This window comes from Exiguobacterium sp. R-17 (assembly GCF_049913315.1).
In the GTDB taxonomy this organism is placed as follows: Bacteria; Bacillota; Bacilli; order Exiguobacteriales; family Exiguobacteriaceae; genus Exiguobacterium_A.
In genome coordinates this window covers 2713750-2733391 of sequence record NZ_CP184372.1, presented here as the reverse complement: position 1 = coordinate 2733391, position 19642 = coordinate 2713750, and the positions used below count along the sequence as shown (strand labels likewise).

The window sequence follows — 19642 nt, the reverse complement described above, 5'->3', positions numbered from 1 at the left end:
TTAACTGCTCACTAACATTCTTTACTTTATTTCTGCAAAACTTCGTATCGACTTTCTTTTCCGTCGATATGTCATAACAGGTATCTTTTCCAGATGATTTTGTCAAATTGACTTCATAGTAATGGTTTTTGTATCGGAACGAACCGTCGCGGAACCAGTGAGCGGTTGATTATCGATGAGTGACTGTCCCATCATGAGATTCAACAGATCAATGATCGTTAGTACGATATCGATTTGTCCGCTATTTTCTTTTATGACCCGACCGATTTGCTGGTCGGTTTTTTTGATGAATAGCGTGATACGTCGCTCGAGTTCAAAGGCATTAGCGAGAGACGTGACATCCACTTTTTTGTGCATCTCTCTTCCTTCATTAACGAGTTTATTATCGTGACCGCTATAAAAGACAATGAGAGACTGATCTTATAGGTACCGTTGTTCGTTTTTCCTCCTCATTATATAAATTCGGGAATCTATTTCTTCGATTTTGTAAATAGAAATCAATCCTGATTAACTCTATTCTCCTAGTATCAAAAACGTTACTTCAATAGCAGTGTGTAAGAACTATAAGCCTATTGCAAAATATCAAAAATTAAAAATAACTATATTAATTTAATAATCATTAGTTGGCAATTAAAAGTATTAAGTTACAATAGTGTACAAGGGGATATTTTCTAAATATGTAACGATAATTTTTTGCGGAGTAATTAAAATGGTGATTTAAAATAGTTATAATATGGTTTTTTTAGTGAATATACTCGATGATAGTAAACAAAATTTTATTAGGAGTGATAATTATGGCACGTAAAAGCAACAGTGAAAAAGAGTCTATTCTATTGGATAGTTTTGATGTTTTAAAAGAAAATATCGGAAAACATAATAGTAAAATTACTGACATTATAAGTAAAGTTTCTGCTACAAATTTAGAACTATCTGTAGAGATGTGGAAATATATACTCGGAAATGCACAATCTTTAATCAAAGAAGATGGTTATAGTTATACTGGTAGTGTAATTCATAATATTGAAAAGAAGGTTGGAATTGAGAAGGTAATAGACATACTTAAAGAAAATGAAGATATTGTTGAGGCGTGTTTTTATATTTCAAATGATGTTCATTATTATACAGTTTCAGAAGCAATTCAATTTGGTGAAATTGAATTGGCTGACCACATTTTAGGATTAATTAAATCTAATAAATATAAAGACGATAGTTTCTCAAGTATTTTAGAAGATGTGTGTGAGTCTTTTGTAGATACGTTTGAGGATATTCACACATTTGATGAAGAGTGGGATGATAGAGACGAACATGATGAGAAAGTAGAAATAGCTAGTCAAGGTAGTTCTATACTTTTAAAATGGGCTAAAACTATTAAAGATAAAGAGCAAAAAGCCCGTTTGAATGTTACGTTAATTGACTATGTATAATGCTCTTCAAAAAACGATTTTAAAGTTAAGCAATGAATTTCTTTTAGAAGCAAAAAGTTCACCTCATTTACTAGCTGATATGGCATCTATGGAGTCATATATGTCTGAAAGCTATGGTGAGCGTGTATTTGTAGAAATGCTTCAAAATGCTGACGATGCTAAAGCGACTTCATTTTACGTGTACGAGTCTACAGGACATATATTTATTGCAAATAATGGACAAAAATTTAACGATAAAGATGTAATAAGCATATGTCGTTCAGGAGCTAGTGAGAAAAGACGTGGGGATACGATTGGGTACAGAGGTGTAGGCTTCAAGAGTACAACACATCTTTCAAACCAAATCTATATTCATTCAAATGACTGTACATTTACTTTTTCTAAAAGTTTAGCAGCAGAAAAACTAGGTGGAATAAAGGAAAGTGAAGTACCTACTATCAGAATTCCCTTTTTAGTAAATAAATTAGATCGTGAAATAGATGAAGTTTTAAACAATTTAAAACAAAGAGGGTTTACAACAATATTTGTATTTTGTAATGCTGAAATTTTAACTTTGTTACAAGAAGTAAACTCTGTCAAAGGCGATTATTTCTTGTTTTTGCGCCATGTAAGAAACGTAAACATAGATGTGAGCGGAAATCGCATTGTAGGAAAAGTAAGACGAAGTCACCATAATACTGAGATTCAACTAAATGATAAAAAATCTCTTTGGAAAATTATTAAGAATAAAGATACTCAAATTGCACTAGCATTAAATGAGAAACATGAAATCATTCCTTGTCGTAAAGAAGAAGCTATTTTTCATTGTTATTTACCTACTTACGAACCGAGTCCATTTTTATTTAAAATTAATAGTGATTTTTCTACCGACCCTAGTAGAAAACACATAACTTTAGACGAAAGAACGGAAGAAGCTCTTTCAACTAGTGCCAATTTATTATTTGAAGATATTAAGCAAAGGATTTACTCAAATGATCAAGATTTAGCTCAGCTTATTCGAGTTATTATGCAAAAAAATACATTTGCGAAGATAGCACAGTCATTCGAAAATAAATTTCAGTATTTAGTACAGACCAGCTGGTTACAGATGCAAAAAGGTAATTTAATAGCTCCGAAAGACTATATAAAAAAATCTAATTTTTTGAATGATGCGGAGTGGAACTGGATACGTCAAAATAGCCCATTAAAGGGTACTTTGCCGAATGTAAATGAAGAGGCATTAATTATTTTAGATGAGTATATGGGGCGATATGCTAAAGAGTCCTATTCGACTAATGATTGGATTTTAATGATATCAGAGATTGATTTTATAAATAAAATTCCAAATTTGATTTTGTTAAAATTATATACGAATTTAATTAAACAGATTCGTAATAAAATGTTGATTACGAACGAAAAATTCAATATCAGTGGTTGTTATTTTAAGTATAATAATAAGTTAATTCGTTTTTCTGAAGCGACTAAAGAAGAGTTATATATGTTTTTACTTGAAATTAAATCACAGTTAATTTCAGGAGAGATAGAATGGTTTATTAAAATTTATAATTTGGAAGCTAATCAAAGAAATGATTCAATTGATTCAAAAATGAATCTACCTAATTTTAGAATCAAAGAAACTCATGTTACAAATTCTGAAAATATTCAGGTGATGGAAAATAAATCTTCTTATATAAAAAAACCAATTACGCGTTGGCGTGCGGCAGAAAATCAATGCGTAGAATTTGAAGAAATGCAAGGTCATAAAGCTAGAGATGTTAGTAAACAAAACTTAGGTTATGATGTTGTTAGCTCGACTCCAGATCATCAAGAAAGATATATAGAAGTGAAGTCTGTAAAAAATCGTGGAGCTAAAATTTCAATGACAAATAATGAATATACTGCTGCGCATATATATGGTGATAATTATTTTTTATGCGTCATTTATGAAGAGAATGCAGATGTAATATTCGAGTATATTCAAAATCCATTAGAGAACTTAGTATTAGAAAAAGTAGTGCGCCAGTGGGAATGGTCTTGTGAAGATTATAAAGGTAATGTTTTCAAAGTTAGTACTGAATAGCAATTTTTAAAGTAGAGTAAATAGCTAGGCTATTTCTTTAAATTTTGATGTATCTTTCATGATATAATAGTATACTAATATACAGTTAACAGAGATTTTTTACTATTACTATATGCTAAAATTACCTTGGTCGAATGATCAATTAAGATTTAGCGAAGTATAAATTAGATAATAAAAAAAGTTTGATAGATAATAGTTTTTGTATGGAGCATTAAGTGATTGGAAAGATATCGTCACAAGTTGAATGATGTAAAATATTTCATCTATAAGTACCGAATCCTAGTAAATAGGGTTCGGTACTTTTTATTTACGATAGTATACTTAATAGTTGAAAGAATTACATAAACAGTATTCATCAATTTAAAAATAAAGACAACGAGAGAGGAGACGTCAAGTGAATGAAATTTTAAAAGGTATAGTAACATCGGGTACACTCATCGTCGCAATCGGCGCTCAAAATGCGTTCGTCCTTAAACAAGGTTTACTTAAAAACAATATTTTCTGGGTAGCCTTGGTGTGTTTCTTATGTGATGTGTTACTGATGTGCACGGGCGTATTAGGGGTCGGTACTGTTATTAAAAACAATACGTTTGCGAATGTTGGTCTTGCGATTGTCGGAGGACTATTTCTGCTATTATACGGATTCAAATCTTTTCGAAGTGCGTTTTCATCGTCAAGTGCAATCGATATTTCAACCGATGTTAAAATCATTCCCATTCATAAAACAATTTTAGTTACATTAGCAATTACACTTTTAAATCCACATGTATACCTAGATACGGTCGTTGTCATCGGTGGTATAGCTGGGACTTTGACATTTGATCAAAAAGTCAATTTCTTAATTGGAGCCTTAGTTGCCTCGTTTGTCTGGTTTTTTGGCTTAGGGTATGGATCGAGATGGCTCATTCCTGTATTTAAACAACCAAAAGCGTGGAAAGTATTAGATTTTGGAATAGGATGCTTAATGTTCTGGCTATCGTATCAATTGATTCAGTTTGCTTTAGAAAAAAGTTAAAAAGATCTTTAAAGGACTAAGGAGCAACTGCAAAATATGAAGGACGATGAGATTTTATATTTAGTTGAGCAGATGTCTGAGAAAAAGTACTTCTATCAGGAAGAATCGAAGTGCTATACGAACGAAGGCTCACCATCAGACACCGCTTATGAAAAAGTTCGTCATTTTAGGGACGCGAATATGCTTCCGAGATTGAACACGTTACTCGACAAAGTGAAACAAGCAGAACAAAAACAACATCTTTATTTTATGATTGGAACGATTGGTGAGAATTCGGGAGATGTTCGTGCAGGGATGTTATTGCTTGAGAAACTGGAGCAAGAAACAAAGCCGAGTCTTCTCGAAAGTATCTTAGAAGAAATAGCAAAACAACGATGCATTCATAATACAGAACGAATTGTAAAATACATAGACGATTCTCGGTCGTCTGTTCGAGAGGCTGCGATTCAAGCATTGCGAGTCTGTCGAGATGAGATAGCAGAGGATGCATTAATTCGTTTGATTACGACATCAAATAACTCTTTTGATATCATGAGTGCTAATTTTGTTTTAGCCACGATTGGAACAGAGCGAGCAATTTCTTATTTGATTCCTTTGTTGGACCATTCGCGAGGAGACGTTAGGCATTCGGCTTTAGCTGCACTGAGTGAACTTGGAAATGGATTAGATCTTTCAATATTTTTGCATGGACTAAAAGATCGATCTAGCAATGTGAGAGAGTATGCGTTAGTCGCAATCGAGCGACATGGTGATGAAGTAGCGATTGAACCGGTGATCAAACGTGTACAAATATTATTGAAGCGAACGCGACAAATACAAACAGATGAAGTCCTAATCGCTCTTCGATTTTTACATCGATACCAGCATTCTCATCAGGCGATTCCTAAATTATTTCATTGGATCATTCAAACAAAAAGAGAAGTCTTGTTTGACGAAGAATGGCAATGGATCGAAGACCATTTTACTTTCTACTGATGGGCTCGAGGGTAGGTGGAGATAACGATCAATAAACAAGCCTGACTTCCCACTAGACGTGAAGAAGGTCAGGCTTGTTTATTTTAAGAAAATTAGATGCTCTTTAATTACTCTAGTTCATTCTCCTCAATAATCTTATCCGACAGCTTTAACTGCTTACTCACATCCTTCACTTGATTTCGACAGAACTTCAGCTCGACCTTTTTCTCAGTCGATACATCATAACAAGTGCCTTCGCCTGATGCTTTCGTCAAATCCGCTTCATAGTAATAGTCCTTGTAGCGGAACGAACCATCACGGAAGCCCGTCAGATTCGGTTTGTCGTCGATGAGGGATTGCCCCATCATATAGGATGTTTTGAGATTCAACAAATCAATGATCGTTGGTGCAATATCGATCTGTCCGCCGTTTTCTTTCATGACCCGACCGGTTTGTTGGTCGGGTTTTTTGATGAAGAGTGGGATGAGGCGCTCGAGTTCGAAAGCTGCAACCGGAGACGATACATCCGCCTTTTTGCGCATCTCACTGCCTTCATTGACGAGTCCACTATCGTGATCGCCATAAAAGATGACGAGCGACTGATCCCAAAGATCCCGTTGTTTCAACTCATCAATCATCTTTCCGACACCGGTATCGACGTAATGGACAGTCTGGTAATACCGTTTCAACATCGGATCCTTATATCCGGACAAATCAAGCGTCTGATCTTCCTTATCGATCTCATACGGTGTATGACTCGTCAGCGCGACTAAAAACGAGAAGAACGGTTCTTGTAACGTCTCCATATGATCAATCGATTCGAGGAAGAATTGTTGATCGTTCAGCGCCATGCCGATTTTCTTCTCTTTTGAATAATCATTTTGGCTGAAGAAGTGCTTAAAACCGATGTTCTTGTAAACATCGTCACGGTTCCAGAAACCTTTTTCGTAAGCGTGCATTGCTGCCGTATCGTATCCGTTCTTCTCAAGTAACGCAGGTAGCGGCTCAAATTCATTCGTCGGATATTGCGTATAAACGGAACCTGATTTCAACGGGTAAAGCGATGTGTTCGTGATGAACTCAGCGTCCGAAGTTCGTCCTTCATGTGTCTGGTGGTAAAACGACGAGAAGTAGAGCGATTCCTTCTTCAACTGATTCAGGTTCGGCGTTACTTCTTCGCCATTAATGGTCTGGTCGATGACAGAAGCCTGGAACGACTCGAGTTGCACCAAAATGATGTTCGGTGTCTTTTTCGCACCGGTCGGATTCGTCTGCTCCTTTTGGTTGATGCGCTGTTGCTCCTGAGCCGTTAGTCCGTCGCTCGGTCGCCCGGTCACGCCTTTGAAAGCGTCCCACCCGTGATAACCCCAAAAGCCGAACAGGTAGTAGTCACGCATATCGGAGATTGTTGCCGTCGGTTGACGATCTTCCGTTAGCGTCCGGTACGTCAGCAGCGAGGCAGACAAAATAATGCCACTGACTGCAAGGAGTCCAGCTGTCCGGCGTCGTGTTTGCGCTGTCGTTACTTCCGGTCGTTTGCGGAAGACAAAGAGCAGTACCATGAAAATCAAACTATCAGCGAACAAGAGGAAGTCTTGCGGTACGATCAAGGCAGTGAAGCCGCTACTGACGTCACTCATCTGCGTCATTTGTGAGAGGAGCGAGACGGAGAGGAAGTCCTCGAAGTAACGGTAGTACCACATGTCGGAAGCCAGCAGAAAACTGTGCGCCAGCAGTAGACCGAGCCAGACCCAGCGGCGTTTATTCCACGGAATCAGTAACGTCCAGCTCGATAGTATCAGCATGCCAGCAAGATTCATCAGTGTTAAATGAAGCGAAAGGTCGGTTTTTGTAAAATAACTAAATAGCATGAACTTCAGCATGCCAAGTAACAGATAAAGGGTGTAGCGAATCGCCATGGTCAGTACTCCTTACGTGTGTCGTCAATCGGTCTTTACCCTAAACGGCAAATCGAGGAACGCATAGATGTGGGAAGTATACAATCTGAAGGTGAAATGGCGATTGTTTCTGAATCAGGCAAAAATAGAACTATTACCAAGACAGGAAGTCATGTTCGCTCGTTTCATGAATTAATCGAGGAATTGGTTTGAATTTCCTCTTGAATTCAAACAATTGACGTTAATTTGCGCGGAAAGCGGGAATAGAAAGCGTGTACGTCCATCGTCCGTCACTGTCTTTTAAAAAAGGAGCGAAGTCATGTCAAACGTGAAACTAGCGGTCATCTATTACAGCGCAACCGGAACGAACCATCAACTTGCCTCATGGGCAAAAGAAGCGGGAGAAGCAGCAGGGGCGGAAGTCCGTCTTGCGAAAATCAAGGAGACAGCCCCAGCAGAAGCGATCGCTTCGAACCCATTGTGGCAAAAGCATGCGGAAGCCACACGTGATATCGAAGAAGCGACACCGGATCTACTCGACTGGGCAGATGCGATTATCTTTAGCGTCCCGACACGTTACGGTCATGTCCCAGGACAATTCCAACAGTTCCTCGACACGACAGGCGGACTGTGGGCACAAGGCAAACTCGTCAATAAAGTCGTCAGTGCGATGTCGTCGGCACAGAATCCGCATGGCGGTCAGGAAGCGACTGTTCTCGCAGTTTATACGACGATGTTCCACTGGGGTGCAATCGTTGCGGCACCAGGTTATTCGGATCCTGTCTTGTTCGCAGCGGGCGGAAATCCATATGGTACATCGGTCACTGTCGACCAAGACGGTAACATGGTTGAATCAGTCGAACCAGCCGTGCGCCATCAAGCGAAACGGACGGTTGAAGTGGCAAGCCGTCTTAACTCATAACATTACCTAATTCAAAAAGCGCCGTAATGCTGATTCGCATTCTGGCGCTTTTTCGTATGCATCATGTGTTTTGTATTAACGGAAGTTCGACTGTGAACGTCGAGCCTTGTCCTTCGATCGACTCGACATGGATTTCTCCATCATGTCCACGCGCAATTTCGCGACAGATCGAGAGCCCAAGACCAGTACCGCCGATTTGACGGGTGTCCGAATTGTCAACACGATAGAATTTTTGGAACAGGTTACTCATCGCAGAAGCTGGGATCCCGATACCCTCATCTTGAATCGCGACCGTGACCCGTGACGCGTGTCGCGTCAGTTGAATATCGATCGTTCCACCAGCTGGTGAGTATTTGATCGCATTGTTGATCAGGTTACTGAATAATTGGCGAATCTTCTTCGCATCCCCTTCGACGATCAATGGTTCGACGTTTCGGAATATTTCAATCGCGTGGGAAGAAGACGACAGACTATGCAACTGTTTCAAATCCCGAATCATCGCGACGATATCGAACGGTGCCATCTCATATTCCTGACGGTTTGCTTCCATCCGTTGCAAGTCGAGGAAGTCATTGATCAACAGCGAGAGACGTTCTGTTTCCGAATGGACCGCTTCGAGATACTTCTTCTGTCGTTTCGGTGGTAGGTCACGCTGAATCATCAGCTCAGTAAAGCCATAGATCGACGAGAGTGGTGTCCGTAGTTCGTGTGAGATCGTCGAGACGAGTTCGTTTTTGATCCGGTCAATCTCGACTTCATTCGTCACGTCACGTAAGACGAGTAGAATCCCGCGGAACTGTCCACCATAATGAATGCTCTCGGAGTACGTCTTGATGAAGCGTCGCTCTTGATCGATCGAGAAGGTGGTTCCTTCACCGATTTCTCGTTTCACGAACGTCTTTTTCAAGTAACGTTCGAATTCCGGTAGTTGGTCGACGCGATGCTTGAGTTGAACGACAGACGGAGTGATGTTCATCAGCCCATTCTCATCGAGACTGTCATCAACCGGATGGTCAAACAGATCGAGCAATGGTCGGTTGATCAACTGGATGTCACCTTCTGGTTCGATATAGACGATCGATTCACGGATCGAGTTCAACAGTCGCGCTGTTTTTTCCCGTTCGCGTTCAATCTCGTCGAACGTCCGCATCCGTAGGAGTGACAACGCTAGCTGACGCGCGAAGGCAGCGAGTTCTTCCTGCTCGTAACGATCAAACCGATCCTGATTACGGGACAAGAAGATATAGGCGATGATCTCATTTTGACTCGGATCAAGAACCGGTGTGACAGCGCGCGCGACTTCATCTTCGAACTGCGTATGCGGTCGTTTGTCTTGTCGCGACTCACGTAATAACGGCTCAATCGTTGGCATCCAATCTTCGACTGTGAGCGGTGTCTGCGGATAAAAGACGATATCGATCACTTTCGTACCATCTTTGAAAATCAAGGCACCTTGCGTCGCATTCGTGATTTCAACCATCTTTTGAATGACGGCAGGATAGGCACTGATGCTATCACGCGACGCAAGTGTCTCCGTCAATTGATTACGTAGCCGTAAATGGGACTCGTTCCGTTGCGTCAATTTCAACGCATCTTCGAGATTAACGTTCGTCGACATCAATTGGTGTTTGTTTTCAATCAAGGCTGTCGCCATCTGATGGAACGATTTACTCAATTCACCGATCTCGTCAGCACGGTTCAGCGGAATCAACGGTAACGTATGCTCACCACTTGCAAGGAGCTTGCTCTCCTTGCTGAGAAGGTGGATTTGTCGCGTCGTCCGTTCGATGAACGGGCGGACGATCAGCAAGATGACGAGGAACAACACGATCAGGTTGACGAGCCAAATCCACTCAGCGTACTTCGTCTGCGTGACAAGCTGTTCTTTTGCACCGAGTTCTTTCGCGCGGAGACTACTCCGGTAGTTCGTGAACGTACTCTCCATCGTGTTGACACTTTTACGCATCGTTTCACTGTTCGAGGCATTCATCTTGAACTTCCGATTCGGGTCCCGAGGTACTTGTGGCATCATCGCTTTTAGACTCGGCATCTGCAGGAAACGCTCGTCAATCGTGCCCGATTGCTTTGCTTGGACGTATTTAATCAAGCTGGGCATGACGAAATTTGTATAAGAATTATAGAGCGACCGGATATCAGACGCATAGATTTGATCCGCTTTATATAAGCGATTCTTTTCAAACCAAGCCGTCTGTTGTTCGAGTGATGCCTTCTTTTCATCAATCACGTCGAGCACGGCGTCATCTCCGAAGACGATATAGCCCCGCATCTCGTATTGAAGGGACTGCCAATCGTCCCAGAGTTTCGTCGCCCGATCTTCGCGCATGCTGATCGCATCGAGCTCTTGTTTGGCATCCATGACTTGGTGGTTCGTATAAAAATAAGCAGCCAAAGAGGAGACGGATAAGGTAATAAGAATGAGATAAAATGACGACATGATCTGTCGACTGATCTTTTGATTGAACCATTTTCGCATATGGATTATGGATGCTCCTTTGTATATGTGAGTCGAGGGTCGATTAGATGTATTACATTGGAATATTTGTTACCGTAATCGTACATTTTTTAGACGGATAAATATAGTCATAATGTATAAAATATCTTCAAAATAAGAGATTCACGTTCACAAGAAAATAAAGAACGACAAAAAAGCAGGACGAGAGCCTAGTCTCATCCTGCTTCGATACCTATTAATGATGTTCAACGACAATCTTTCCAATCGTTTTTCCACTTTCGACGAGACGGTGTGCTTCTTTTAGATTGTCGGCGTTCATGCCGATCAATGTCTGTGTCACCGTCGTCTCGAGCGTATGCTCTTCGATCCATGCTGCGACTTGCGTCAGAATCTCATGTTGGCGAATCATATCATCTGTCGCAAACAGCGGGCGCGTGAACATGAATTCCCAGACGAACGTCGCACTCTTTTGTTGGAGCGCACTTAAATCGAGTTTTTGATTCGTCTCGACGATGCTACAGATTTTCCCTTGCGGTGCGATCACATCGACCATCGTCTCGAAATGTTGGTCCGTCGCATTGAGACAGAAGATATAGTCAACGTATTTGTAACCGAGGGCTTCGAGCTGAGGACGGAATGCGTCGTGGTGATTGATCGTATGATGCGCACCGTGTTCCTTCGCCCAATCAATCGTCTCGTCGCGTGACGCGGTACCGATGACCGTCAATCCAGCGTGATTCGCAAGTTGTGTCGCAATCGAACCGACACCGCCAGCGGCTCCGATGATGAGGATTGTCTTCTTAAGATTCGACTTAGCATCAAACGTCAATCCGAGACGATCGTTCAATGCTTCATAGGCTGTCAGCGTCGTCAACGGGAGAGCAGCCGCTTCACTGAACGTCAACCGTTCCGGTTTTTTAGCGACAATTCGTTCATCGACGAGTTGGAAGTCGCTGTTTGATCCAGGGCGCTGAATTGCACCAGCGTAATACACTTCATCACCGACTTGGAAGAGGGAGGCATCATCGCCGACTTCAACGACGACTCCCGCTGCATCATAACCGATGACCTTCGGGGCGTCTTCGTCTTTCCCGTGGGCACGGACTTTCGTATCGACCGGGTTGACGGAGACAGCTTTGATCTCAACTAAGAGATCGTGTCCTGTTGCTTCTGGTCGTGGTAGTTCCAGATCAATCAGACTATCTTGTTCCGTTAAAGGTAAGTGTCGGTGGAAACCGACAGCGGACATATTCGACATCAACAATCATCCTTTCCAGATAGGAATCGTTTCTCTCCATCTGTTCCACGCCCGCTCGGTCTTAAAACCAGTTGCGAAACTTTGAAAACGGATTCCCCTTCTGTCATCAACGGAAGAATGCTGGATAGATATGGTAGCATATGAGAGTAGCTATCCATTTTCGAGAAGGAGCGATTTTGTATGTATGACGTCATCTCTCTACCGGCAGGAACGACTCAAGTCACGATTGAACGTTACCTCGTCCATGCTCATCCGCACCCCCGTCCGTATCGACCCGCGCGTTTGATTGCCTTACGTCAAAGTGGTGGCGTCATGCATCGACTGTATCGCACGGAGCGGGAAATCGTGCTCTCTCCGCACGAGGCACTCGCCCCACAAGTCCAGCGGCTCTCGTTCTCGCAACAGGAGCGTGTCCTTGCGTATATCGAAGAACGTCGCGCAAGCTTTGGTTTTGATGAAGGGGAGGAATACAAATTTTACTTACTCGAAGTAGCATATGAACTTCGTCACTTACCACGAACGGATCGACCGATTCGGGCACATACGTACTATCAACTGGATGAGCTGTTGTCGGGTCGACCGCTCGTCTTGCGAGCTAGAAGTTAAGAACGCTCCACATGAGATAAAAAAACAGTCCGCCTTTCCTTACGTTCATCGCGAGGAGGGCGGACTGTTTATTAAAGTGCTGGCGTTGGCGTCGGTGTGACACCGGTCTTCGCATAAGTTTGATCGATTGCAGTCCGAATTTCCTTGACGGAGCTACCTTTTTGATAAGCGACGATCGACTGTGCCGCGATATCGAGACACGTACCACACGTAATGCCGTGCGTCGTCCAGGTCGTTGACGTAGCGTTCTGTTCTTCGATGAAGCAGTCATAGTTGCTCGTATGACCCGCAGATTCACCACAACCGCAATAACATGGCATCTTCTTCAATAAATCGGGATGTTTAGCGACGGAGCGATAGATTGTTTGAATCGATTGATCCTGCTCATCGAGAAAAGCAGGTAACGTGTCCGGTCCCGCGGTCTTCTCGAGTTGATCATCGGCACCGTGACTGGCATGGTCAGCGTGATCTTCGTGATTCGTGTGTTCTGTTTTTGGAGTATCCGTCTGTTCAGCCGTCCCGCATGCAGCGAGCAACAGGCTGAGACTAAGTGGAAGTCCAAAACGATACAGTCGTCTTTGCATAGTCGGCCTCTCTTTCATTGTCTTACCTTCATTATAAGGAAAGTAAAACGATGAAAGCATGACGATTTATTGACGCTTATTTCGTGAGTGCTTGTGTGATCGTCTTGATGTTCGCTTGCATCATACTGTAGTACGTGTCGCCGTCTTTACCCGGTGCTCCGAGCGAGTCGGTGAAAAGTGTGCCAGCGATCGGAACGCCGGTCTCACGAGAGACAGTCTCCATACTCCGCCGGTCGACGCTTGTTTCGACGAATAGGACAGGGATGTCTTGCTCCTTGATCGTATCGACGATCCGGCGGACTTGTGCCGGCGTTCCTTGATTATCCGAGTTGATCTCCCAAATATAATCCGCTTTGACGTCATAGGCAGTTCCGAAGTATTTGAAGGCACCTTCACTCGTGACGAGGTGACGTTCTGCTTTCGGAATGTCGGCAAACTGCTTTTTCGCTTCCTGATCAAGCGTCTGCAGTTGTTTGATGTAAGCCTCGGCATTTTTCTCGTAGTCCGCTTTGTGCTTCGGATCTTCCTTGATCAATGCCTGCTTGACGTTTTCGACGTATTGAATGCCGTTACTCACATCGAGCCACGCGTGCGGATCGGTTTCTGATTCCTTGCCTTTTGTCGTCAGGTACTTTGGTTCGACGCCTTGACTTAAACGATAGACTGGCGCGTCAGACGCATCTTTACTGGTCGTTGCCCGAAGTTTGTCGAACCACGCACCGCCGGCTTCAAGATTCAGACCGTTATAGAAAACGACATCCGCATCCGCCATCGCTTGTACGTCTGCCGGAAGTGGATCATACTCATGCGGATTTGCCCCGATCTTAACCATGCTGTGAACATCAACGTGTTCACGACCAACTTCGCGGGCGAGATCAGCGAGGATTGAATACGTCGCAACGACCTTCAGCTTTCCGTTATCTTCTGCTGGTGTCGAACAAGCAGCAAGCAAGACTGTGCTGAGGAGGACGAACAGGAAAAATTTTAATTTCATACCGTAGACTCCTTTCGTTTCCGGTGACGCATCAGACCGTGACGTGGTGAAAAGATGAAGACGAGTGCGAACAGCGTCGTCGCGACGAGGACGATCGATGCACCTGAGGATAAATTGTAGGTGAAGCTGAAATACAGTCCGACGATGGCGGACAGCGTACCGAAGCCTGCTGCTAGGAACAGCATCCGCGAGAGACGGTTCGTCAGTAAATACGCTGTCGCAGCTGGTGTGATCAGCATCGCAACGACGAGGATGATGCCGACCGTCTGAAGGGAAGCGACGGTGACGAGTGTCAGCAATGTCATCAATCCATAGTGAATCCAGCGTGTCGATAGTCCATAGGCTTGCGCCATTGTCGGGTCAAAGGAACTGATCAGCAACTCTTTGTAGAACAAGAAGATTCCCCCGAGGACGATCAATCCGATGATGACGGTCATCCACATATCGCTCGGACGGACCGCGAGGACGTTGCCGAACAAAATGTGATAGAGATCGCTACTGCTGCGCAAGAACGAAATCAAGATGATCCCGAGGGCGAAGGCGGACGTGAAGAGGATGCCGATCGCTGTGTCGTTCTTGATGCGACTGTTTTGGCTGACGAAGCCGATTCCAAGTGCCGTCACGAGACCTGTGACGATGGCACCGATCAAGAAGTTGATCCCGAGTAGATAAGAAATCGCGACACCAGGTAAAACGGCGTGCGAGATCGCATCACCCATTAACGACATCCCGCGTAAGATGATGAAACAGCCGATCACACCACAGATGATGCCGACCATGATGGCGGTGATCATCGCTTTTTGTAAGAACTCATATTGAAGTAATGCCTCGATGAACGTCATCCTTGTTCCTCCTTGCGTCGTTCGAATAGGGGTAAGCCATACGCTGGTTCGAGCCACTCCGGCGTCAAGATATCAGACGGAGGACCGACAGCGATTAGTCGTTTGTTCAACAGCATCAACGTGTCGAAGTAGTCCTCTGCTTTATGCAGATCATGGTGGACGACGACAATCGTCCGCCCTTCGGCTCGGAGTGTCCGTAAGAGTTCGATGATCATCTGCTCACTGGCGACATCGATACCGACGAACGGTTCGTCCAGCAACAGTAGTTCTGCTTCTTGGGCAAGGGCACGCGCCAGAAAGACCCGTTGTTGTTGTCCGCCTGACAGTTCACCGATTTGCCGTTCGGCATGATCGGACATACCGACGCGTTCGAGACATTCCATGGCGAACGCTTTTTGTGCTTTCGATGGTCGTTTGAATAAGCCGAGCTTCGGATAACAGCCCATCAACACGACATCCTGCACACGAACCGGGAAGTCCCAATCAATTGCACTTCGTTGCGGGACGTATGCGACACGTGACCGGACAGCTTCGAGTGGTTGATCGAGTACGCGTAACTGCTCGATCCGAGCGGGAATCAGACCGAGGATGGCTTTTAAGAAAGTGGATTTACCGGCACCATTCGGTCCGATGATACCAATCAGCGAAGCGACCGGAAGACGGACGGATACATCGGCGAGTGCATGTGTATCAAAATAGGAGACCGTGAGTCGGTTAACATCAAGGGCGTACATGAATGCTCACTCCTTTAGTTTTATGGTATAGAGAAGGAAAGTTTCCTTAGGGCAAAAAGTAGATTAAAAATTTTTGATGATTCATTACTAGAGAAAGATTCGGTCTACTAATAATGTTTCCTTAAGGCAAACTTTAAAGCCGTGAAAAACAGTTGTCAACTGTTTTTCGATATCGATCGCGAATCAACTCGTGCTAAGATGAAAAGGCAGAATCGTATGGGGGTGAGGAGATTGCGTCAGACAGCAGAACAACAATGGAAGTGGCTATTGCTCGATGCGCTTGCGAAGGAAAAGCGAGAGCAAGCACAGCAAGTCATCGAAGAAGTCTATCCGTATGACATCGCGCAAGTGTATGAAGAATTAGGAGAAGACGATCAAGCACGACTCCTCGATTATCTCGATCACGAACGATTGGCAGATGTGCTTGAGGAGCTCGAAGGAGAGCAACGTCTTGCCGTCTTGCGTCGTTTAGACGTCGAGCGCGCCGGGCATGTCCTCGATTTAATGGAAAACGATGATGTCGCGGATTTACTGGAGGAACTGGGACCAGAAGAAACTGACCGTTTGCTTGGTAGCATGCGGACAGACGAGGCACTGATCGTCCGCAATCTCTTGACGTATCCACCGGAGACGGCAGGGCGTTTGATGACGAACCGGTTCATCTGGGTGGGAGAGGATTTCACGGTCGGTGAGACGGTCGAGAAGATGCGTGACTACATCGAATACTCGGAGACGATCAATTACGTGTACGTCGTCAATCAACTCAGTGAACTCGTCGGTGTCATCTCATACCGGGACGTCATCTTAGCTGAAAATACGGAACGAATCAGCGATGTCATGGAGACGAAGGTGATTCGGGTCGCAGCAGAGACCGATCAGGAAGAGGTCGCGCAATTGTTCGAACGCTACGATCTCGTTTCGCTACCGGTCGTCGAAGGCGATGTTCTCGTCGGATTGATTACGGTCGATGATGCACTCGATGTCTTACGGGAAGAAGCGAATGAAGACATCGAGAAACTCTCAGCATCCGGTAAATCAATTGATTTCGAGACGAAGCCGTGGATTGCTGCAACCCGGCGCTTGCCATGGCTCGTCTTGTTACTGTTCATCGGGCTCGTCTCTGGATCGATCATCAGTCAGTTCGAAGAGACGCTTTCAAAAGTTGTCGCGCTCGCCTTTTTCATGCCAATGATTGCTGGGATGACCGGAAATACCGGTACCCAATCGCTCGCGGTCGTCGTCCGTGGATTGATCACGCGTGAAGTCGATAAGCGGGTCGCGACGCGATTAATCCTACGAGAACTTTGGGTTGGTTTGATCATTGGTGTCATTTGTGGCGTCTTGATTGCTATCATTGCGTACGTCTGGCAAGGAAGTGCCGTCTTAGGTCTTGTCGTCGGCAGCTCACTCGTCATCACGCTGATTTTTGGAACACTGGCTGGAACGATCATTCCGCTCATCTTACATCGCTTAAAGATCGACCCGGCGATTGCGTCCGGACCGCTGATCACGACGTTGAACGATATCTTGTCGCTCCTCGTCTACTTCGGGATCGCGACCGCGTTCATCAGTCGCTTGATGTAAAAAAACCGAACCGATTCGCCTTCTCTTCAAGAGAAAGGGAATTGGTTCGGTTTTTTTCATGCATTCTCATGCGTCGTGCGAATCCAGACCGCCAGTGGACCGATGTCGTCAAAGCCTGCTTCGAGCGCCGTGATCAGGTGATCACCGTATTCGTATCCGACGAGTGGTTGACCGGGGAAGTGTGCGGAGCACAAGCGTGCGATATCATCCCATAAGCGTTCATCAAGATAGTCGGAACTAACGTACATCAATCCGGTCGTCGTTTGGTTCGAGTAGGCGATGCAACTTGCCTGTTGTGCTTCGCAATAGAAAAAGCGGACGTCCGGATGTTGCCATAACGATTCCGGTAACTCCGGTGTCGCTTGGATTGCTTGGAAGCGAGTAAACTGCGTGGCATCCGTGACGACAGACCAATCGACGGGAAGAGCGCGACGATCGAGTATGGCGGGACGGGTCATCCATTCCGCTGTGAACAGGTGACTGAGACCAGCGCTTGAGAAATCATAGCTCGCCGTACAGTCCTTGATGCTGTACACGTCGGTTGCATTAATTCGCTGATGAGGAAGGCGAACCATCAGTTCCGGATAATAACTTGGAACGCTTCCTTTAGCGAGCCAGGTCGATTCGGTTTCTGTCACCTGGCATCCGACTTGTTCACAAACAAGGCGACACCAATCGAAATTGTTTTGGATGGCAGATTGACGCATATTTGATTCCCCCCTTAATCCTCTTCCGGTTGTTTAATCAAAACGTATGACAAGGTAGCAATTAACGTCAAGAACAACCCGCAGCCGATCGTGATATACGCCATCGTGAAGACCTTACCGAGCGTCGTCGTCGGGATGAATGTCGGATGCCCGACCGTACTCAGTGTCGTGATGCAAAAGTAAAGCGCATCGATGACCGAAAGGTTTTCTTCCGTACTATAGAAGATCGTCCCAGAGACGAGTGTCAACAAACAAAGAATCAGTAGTCCGCGGAAGTAAGACAAGTGAAAGGCGCGGCGCAATCCCTTGAATAGGCGTGAAAAAATCGTCAGTACAGATATCATCGAATCTCTCCTTTAAGATCGGTGCGTCGAGTCCATCGTATCATGAATGAGATAATCATTCTTTCCGGCATGTTTGACACCATCTATCACCTGATCAACCTGTAAGTTCAAGTGAAGAGGCATTTTTCTTGAATGGAGGAAGAACATCCCATAAGTAAGCGAACGTGAATAAGCTGAGCAGTTAGTGTTGCGGATGTGATGGAGTGCGTAAAAATATATCAATCGACATATAGAACATGATGAAGGTCGGAATCAGATAGACGATCGTAAAAAGAAACAAGGATGGCATGCGTTCCGCTCTTCGAGATGATTTTTAGATAGATAGTCTCAGTATAGTGGGCGCAGATTGCTTAGGCGGATTGAAATTTTAAAAAAGGGGAATCAATCGAGATTTAATGTCAGCCGTCGTATTTTAGCGACACCTTGGAGTCCTGACGGATCATGATGCGTCTTATGGGCGACGAAATGTTCATCGGCTTCCGTCGTCCGGATTCGTAACGGACGTTCGTCACGGTGGACGACCTCGAAGATCACCTCAGCCAGAGCTTCTGCCGATTGGCGGTCGGCATGTCGCGTTCGGTACGTCTGCAAATAAGCCGTGATGATCGGTTTGAAGTCGTCTTCGTGTAAGCCACCCGTCCGTTCAAGTTGATCGAGAACATTTGCGGTAAAGTTCGTCTCGACGGCGGCCGGTTCAATCAGGGTGACGTCGATATTGAAGTACGGTTTATAGTAGGTCGCAAGACTTTCGAACAGCCCTTCGATTGCAAACTTACTGGCACAATACAATTCATTCATCGGTTGACCGACGAGACCACTGACGCTTGAAGTCGCGAGTAAGTGACTACCTTCCGGTGCTTGTTTGAGTAAGGGGAGGCAGGCTTCAATCGTTCGGATGACACCGAAGACATTCGTTTCGAAGAGTTGCTTGATTTCATAACTTGTCGCTTGACCGAGTGCGCGCAGTAAACCATGACCGGCGTTGCAGAATACAACGTCCAGGTGATCGACCTCTTGTTCGATTTGCCGGATGGCTGCCTTCACGCTTGTTTCATCTGTGACATCGAGCGACAAGAAGGTGAGCGTCGGTAACGACACAGTCATCTCACCCGGACTCCGAACACCAGCGTAGACAGACCAGCCGGCTTCCGCAAACCGCTGCGCCGTCGCCAGACCGATACCGGAAGAAGCACCCGTGATCAATATCGTTTGCATATCAATTCCTCCGTTCTGAAAGTAGTTGT

18 protein-coding genes are annotated in these 19642 nt (G+C 44.7%); 7 read left to right on the top strand and 11 right to left on the bottom strand.

Translation table 11 applies throughout. The annotated features are described in order from the left end of the window. Positions 1-102: 102 nt before the first annotated feature. The gene (locus tag ACN9MT_RS14280; RefSeq protein WP_426272464.1) at positions 103-357 is read right to left on the bottom strand and encodes a hypothetical protein; all 255 of its coding nucleotides are present in this window, start codon (positions 355-357) and stop codon (positions 103-105) included. A gap of 437 nt (positions 358-794) precedes the next feature. Between ACN9MT_RS14280 and ACN9MT_RS14275 the strand changes: the two genes are divergently transcribed. From ACN9MT_RS14275 to ACN9MT_RS14260, 4 genes are all read left to right on the top strand, one after another. Then, positions 795-1424: a hypothetical protein gene (locus tag ACN9MT_RS14275; protein ID WP_426272463.1), complete on the top strand. Its 630-nt coding sequence runs from the start codon at positions 795-797 to the stop codon at positions 1422-1424. A 100-nt stretch (positions 1425-1524) separates the two neighbouring features. Beyond that, positions 1525-3483, top strand: coding sequence for a DUF3883 domain-containing protein (locus tag ACN9MT_RS14270; RefSeq protein WP_426272462.1), 1959 nt, complete (start codon positions 1525-1527; stop codon positions 3481-3483). A gap of 394 nt (positions 3484-3877) precedes the next feature. Beyond that, positions 3878-4498 carry a LysE/ArgO family amino acid transporter gene (locus tag ACN9MT_RS14265; RefSeq protein WP_290788751.1) on the top strand — a complete coding sequence of 207 codons (621 nt, stop codon included), beginning with the start codon at positions 3878-3880 and terminating at the stop codon, positions 4496-4498. A 36-nt stretch (positions 4499-4534) separates the two neighbouring features. Beyond that, entirely contained in the window at positions 4535-5473 is a 939-nt protein-coding gene (locus ACN9MT_RS14260) for a HEAT repeat domain-containing protein (RefSeq protein ID WP_426272461.1), read from the top strand. 107 nt (positions 5474-5580) lie between these two features. Here ACN9MT_RS14260 and ACN9MT_RS14255 read toward each other — a convergent pair whose 3' ends face one another. Then, on the bottom strand, positions 5581-7371 hold the full coding sequence (locus ACN9MT_RS14255) for an LTA synthase family protein (RefSeq protein ID WP_426272460.1): 1791 nt from the start codon (positions 7369-7371) through the stop codon (positions 5581-5583). A 298-nt stretch (positions 7372-7669) separates the two neighbouring features. Between ACN9MT_RS14255 and wrbA the strand changes: the two genes are divergently transcribed. Continuing rightward, positions 7670-8272, top strand: a complete 603-nt coding sequence (wrbA, locus tag ACN9MT_RS14250) for an NAD(P)H:quinone oxidoreductase (RefSeq protein WP_035410786.1) — start codon at positions 7670-7672, stop codon at positions 8270-8272. A gap of 61 nt (positions 8273-8333) precedes the next feature. On the opposite strand, the gene ACN9MT_RS14245 is transcribed toward wrbA, so the two are convergent. After that, entirely contained in the window at positions 8334-10766 is a 2433-nt protein-coding gene (locus tag ACN9MT_RS14245; protein ID WP_426272459.1) for an ATP-binding protein, read from the bottom strand. 214 nt (positions 10767-10980) lie between these two features. Beyond that, complete coding sequence (locus tag ACN9MT_RS14240) at positions 10981-11994, bottom strand: zinc-binding alcohol dehydrogenase family protein (protein ID WP_426273521.1); 1014 nt, start codon at positions 11992-11994, stop codon at positions 10981-10983. A gap of 189 nt (positions 11995-12183) precedes the next feature. Between ACN9MT_RS14240 and ACN9MT_RS14235 the strand changes: the two genes are divergently transcribed. Continuing rightward, positions 12184-12609 (top strand): hypothetical protein, encoded by a 426-nt coding sequence (locus ACN9MT_RS14235; protein ID WP_035410778.1) that lies wholly within the window; start codon positions 12184-12186, stop codon positions 12607-12609. 71 nt (positions 12610-12680) lie between these two features. Here ACN9MT_RS14235 and ACN9MT_RS14230 read toward each other — a convergent pair whose 3' ends face one another. From ACN9MT_RS14230 to ACN9MT_RS14215, 4 genes are all read right to left on the bottom strand, one after another. Beyond that, complete coding sequence (locus ACN9MT_RS14230; RefSeq protein ID WP_214852058.1) at positions 12681-13193, bottom strand: PCYCGC domain-containing protein; 513 nt, start codon at positions 13191-13193, stop codon at positions 12681-12683. Between the two features lie 76 nt (positions 13194-13269). After that, positions 13270-14187 (bottom strand): metal ABC transporter substrate-binding protein, encoded by a 918-nt coding sequence (locus ACN9MT_RS14225; protein WP_214852059.1) that lies wholly within the window; start codon positions 14185-14187, stop codon positions 13270-13272. Then, on the bottom strand, positions 14184-15029 hold the full coding sequence (locus tag ACN9MT_RS14220) for a metal ABC transporter permease (protein ID WP_426272458.1): 846 nt from the start codon (positions 15027-15029) through the stop codon (positions 14184-14186). Before ACN9MT_RS14220 ends, ACN9MT_RS14225 begins: the two co-directional genes overlap by 4 nt. Then, positions 15026-15763 (bottom strand): metal ABC transporter ATP-binding protein, encoded by a 738-nt coding sequence (locus ACN9MT_RS14215; protein ID WP_313489533.1) that lies wholly within the window; start codon positions 15761-15763, stop codon positions 15026-15028. Before ACN9MT_RS14215 ends, ACN9MT_RS14220 begins: the two co-directional genes overlap by 4 nt. A 231-nt stretch (positions 15764-15994) precedes the next feature. Between ACN9MT_RS14215 and mgtE the strand changes: the two genes are divergently transcribed. Next, positions 15995-17347 (top strand): magnesium transporter, encoded by a 1353-nt coding sequence (mgtE, locus tag ACN9MT_RS14210; protein ID WP_035410763.1) that lies wholly within the window; start codon positions 15995-15997, stop codon positions 17345-17347. Positions 17348-17403: 56 nt separating this feature from the next. Here the strand turns inward: mgtE and ACN9MT_RS14205 are convergent, their stop codons facing one another. The 3 genes from ACN9MT_RS14205 to ACN9MT_RS14195 all read right to left on the bottom strand — a co-directional run bounded on the left by ACN9MT_RS14205 (position 17404) and on the right by ACN9MT_RS14195 (position 19613). Next, complete coding sequence (locus ACN9MT_RS14205; RefSeq protein ID WP_056064119.1) at positions 17404-18054, bottom strand: hypothetical protein; 651 nt, start codon at positions 18052-18054, stop codon at positions 17404-17406. A gap of 14 nt (positions 18055-18068) precedes the next feature. After that, positions 18069-18398 (bottom strand): potassium channel family protein, encoded by a 330-nt coding sequence (locus tag ACN9MT_RS14200; RefSeq protein WP_035410757.1) that lies wholly within the window; start codon positions 18396-18398, stop codon positions 18069-18071. Positions 18399-18779: 381 nt separating this feature from the next. Then, positions 18780-19613: an SDR family oxidoreductase gene (locus ACN9MT_RS14195; protein ID WP_329469375.1), complete on the bottom strand. Its 834-nt coding sequence runs from the start codon at positions 19611-19613 to the stop codon at positions 18780-18782. Positions 19614-19642 lie beyond the last annotated feature (29 nt).

Coding starts and splice junctions, on each gene's coding strand:
- ACN9MT_RS14280 (WP_426272464.1), bottom strand. CDS start 357: ATGCACAAAAAAGTGGATGTCACGTCTCTCGCTAATGCCTTTGAACTC.
- ACN9MT_RS14275 (WP_426272463.1), top strand. CDS start 795: ATGGCACGTAAAAGCAACAGTGAAAAAGAGTCTATTCTATTGGATAGT.
- ACN9MT_RS14270 (WP_426272462.1), top strand. CDS start 1,525: ATGTCTGAAAGCTATGGTGAGCGTGTATTTGTAGAAATGCTTCAAAAT.
- ACN9MT_RS14260 (WP_426272461.1), top strand. CDS start 4,535: ATGAAGGACGATGAGATTTTATATTTAGTTGAGCAGATGTCTGAGAAA.
- ACN9MT_RS14255 (WP_426272460.1), bottom strand. CDS start 7,371: ATGGCGATTCGCTACACCCTTTATCTGTTACTTGGCATGCTGAAGTTC.
- wrbA (WP_035410786.1), top strand. CDS start 7,670: ATGTCAAACGTGAAACTAGCGGTCATCTATTACAGCGCAACCGGAACG.
- ACN9MT_RS14245 (WP_426272459.1), bottom strand. CDS start 10,766: ATGCGAAAATGGTTCAATCAAAAGATCAGTCGACAGATCATGTCGTCA.
- ACN9MT_RS14240 (WP_426273521.1), bottom strand. CDS start 11,994: ATGTCCGCTGTCGGTTTCCACCGACACTTACCTTTAACGGAACAAGAT.
- ACN9MT_RS14235 (WP_035410778.1), top strand. CDS start 12,184: ATGTATGACGTCATCTCTCTACCGGCAGGAACGACTCAAGTCACGATT.
- ACN9MT_RS14230 (WP_214852058.1), bottom strand. CDS start 13,193: ATGCAAAGACGACTGTATCGTTTTGGACTTCCACTTAGTCTCAGCCTG.
- ACN9MT_RS14225 (WP_214852059.1), bottom strand. CDS start 14,187: ATGAAATTAAAATTTTTCCTGTTCGTCCTCCTCAGCACAGTCTTGCTT.
- ACN9MT_RS14220 (WP_426272458.1), bottom strand. CDS start 15,029: ATGACGTTCATCGAGGCATTACTTCAATATGAGTTCTTACAAAAAGCG.
- ACN9MT_RS14215 (WP_313489533.1), bottom strand. CDS start 15,763: ATGTACGCCCTTGATGTTAACCGACTCACGGTCTCCTATTTTGATACA.
- ACN9MT_RS14205 (WP_056064119.1), bottom strand. CDS start 18,054: ATGCGTCAATCTGCCATCCAAAACAATTTCGATTGGTGTCGCCTTGTT.
- ACN9MT_RS14200 (WP_035410757.1), bottom strand. CDS start 18,398: ATGATATCTGTACTGACGATTTTTTCACGCCTATTCAAGGGATTGCGC.
- ACN9MT_RS14195 (WP_329469375.1), bottom strand. CDS start 19,613: ATGCAAACGATATTGATCACGGGTGCTTCTTCCGGTATCGGTCTGGCG.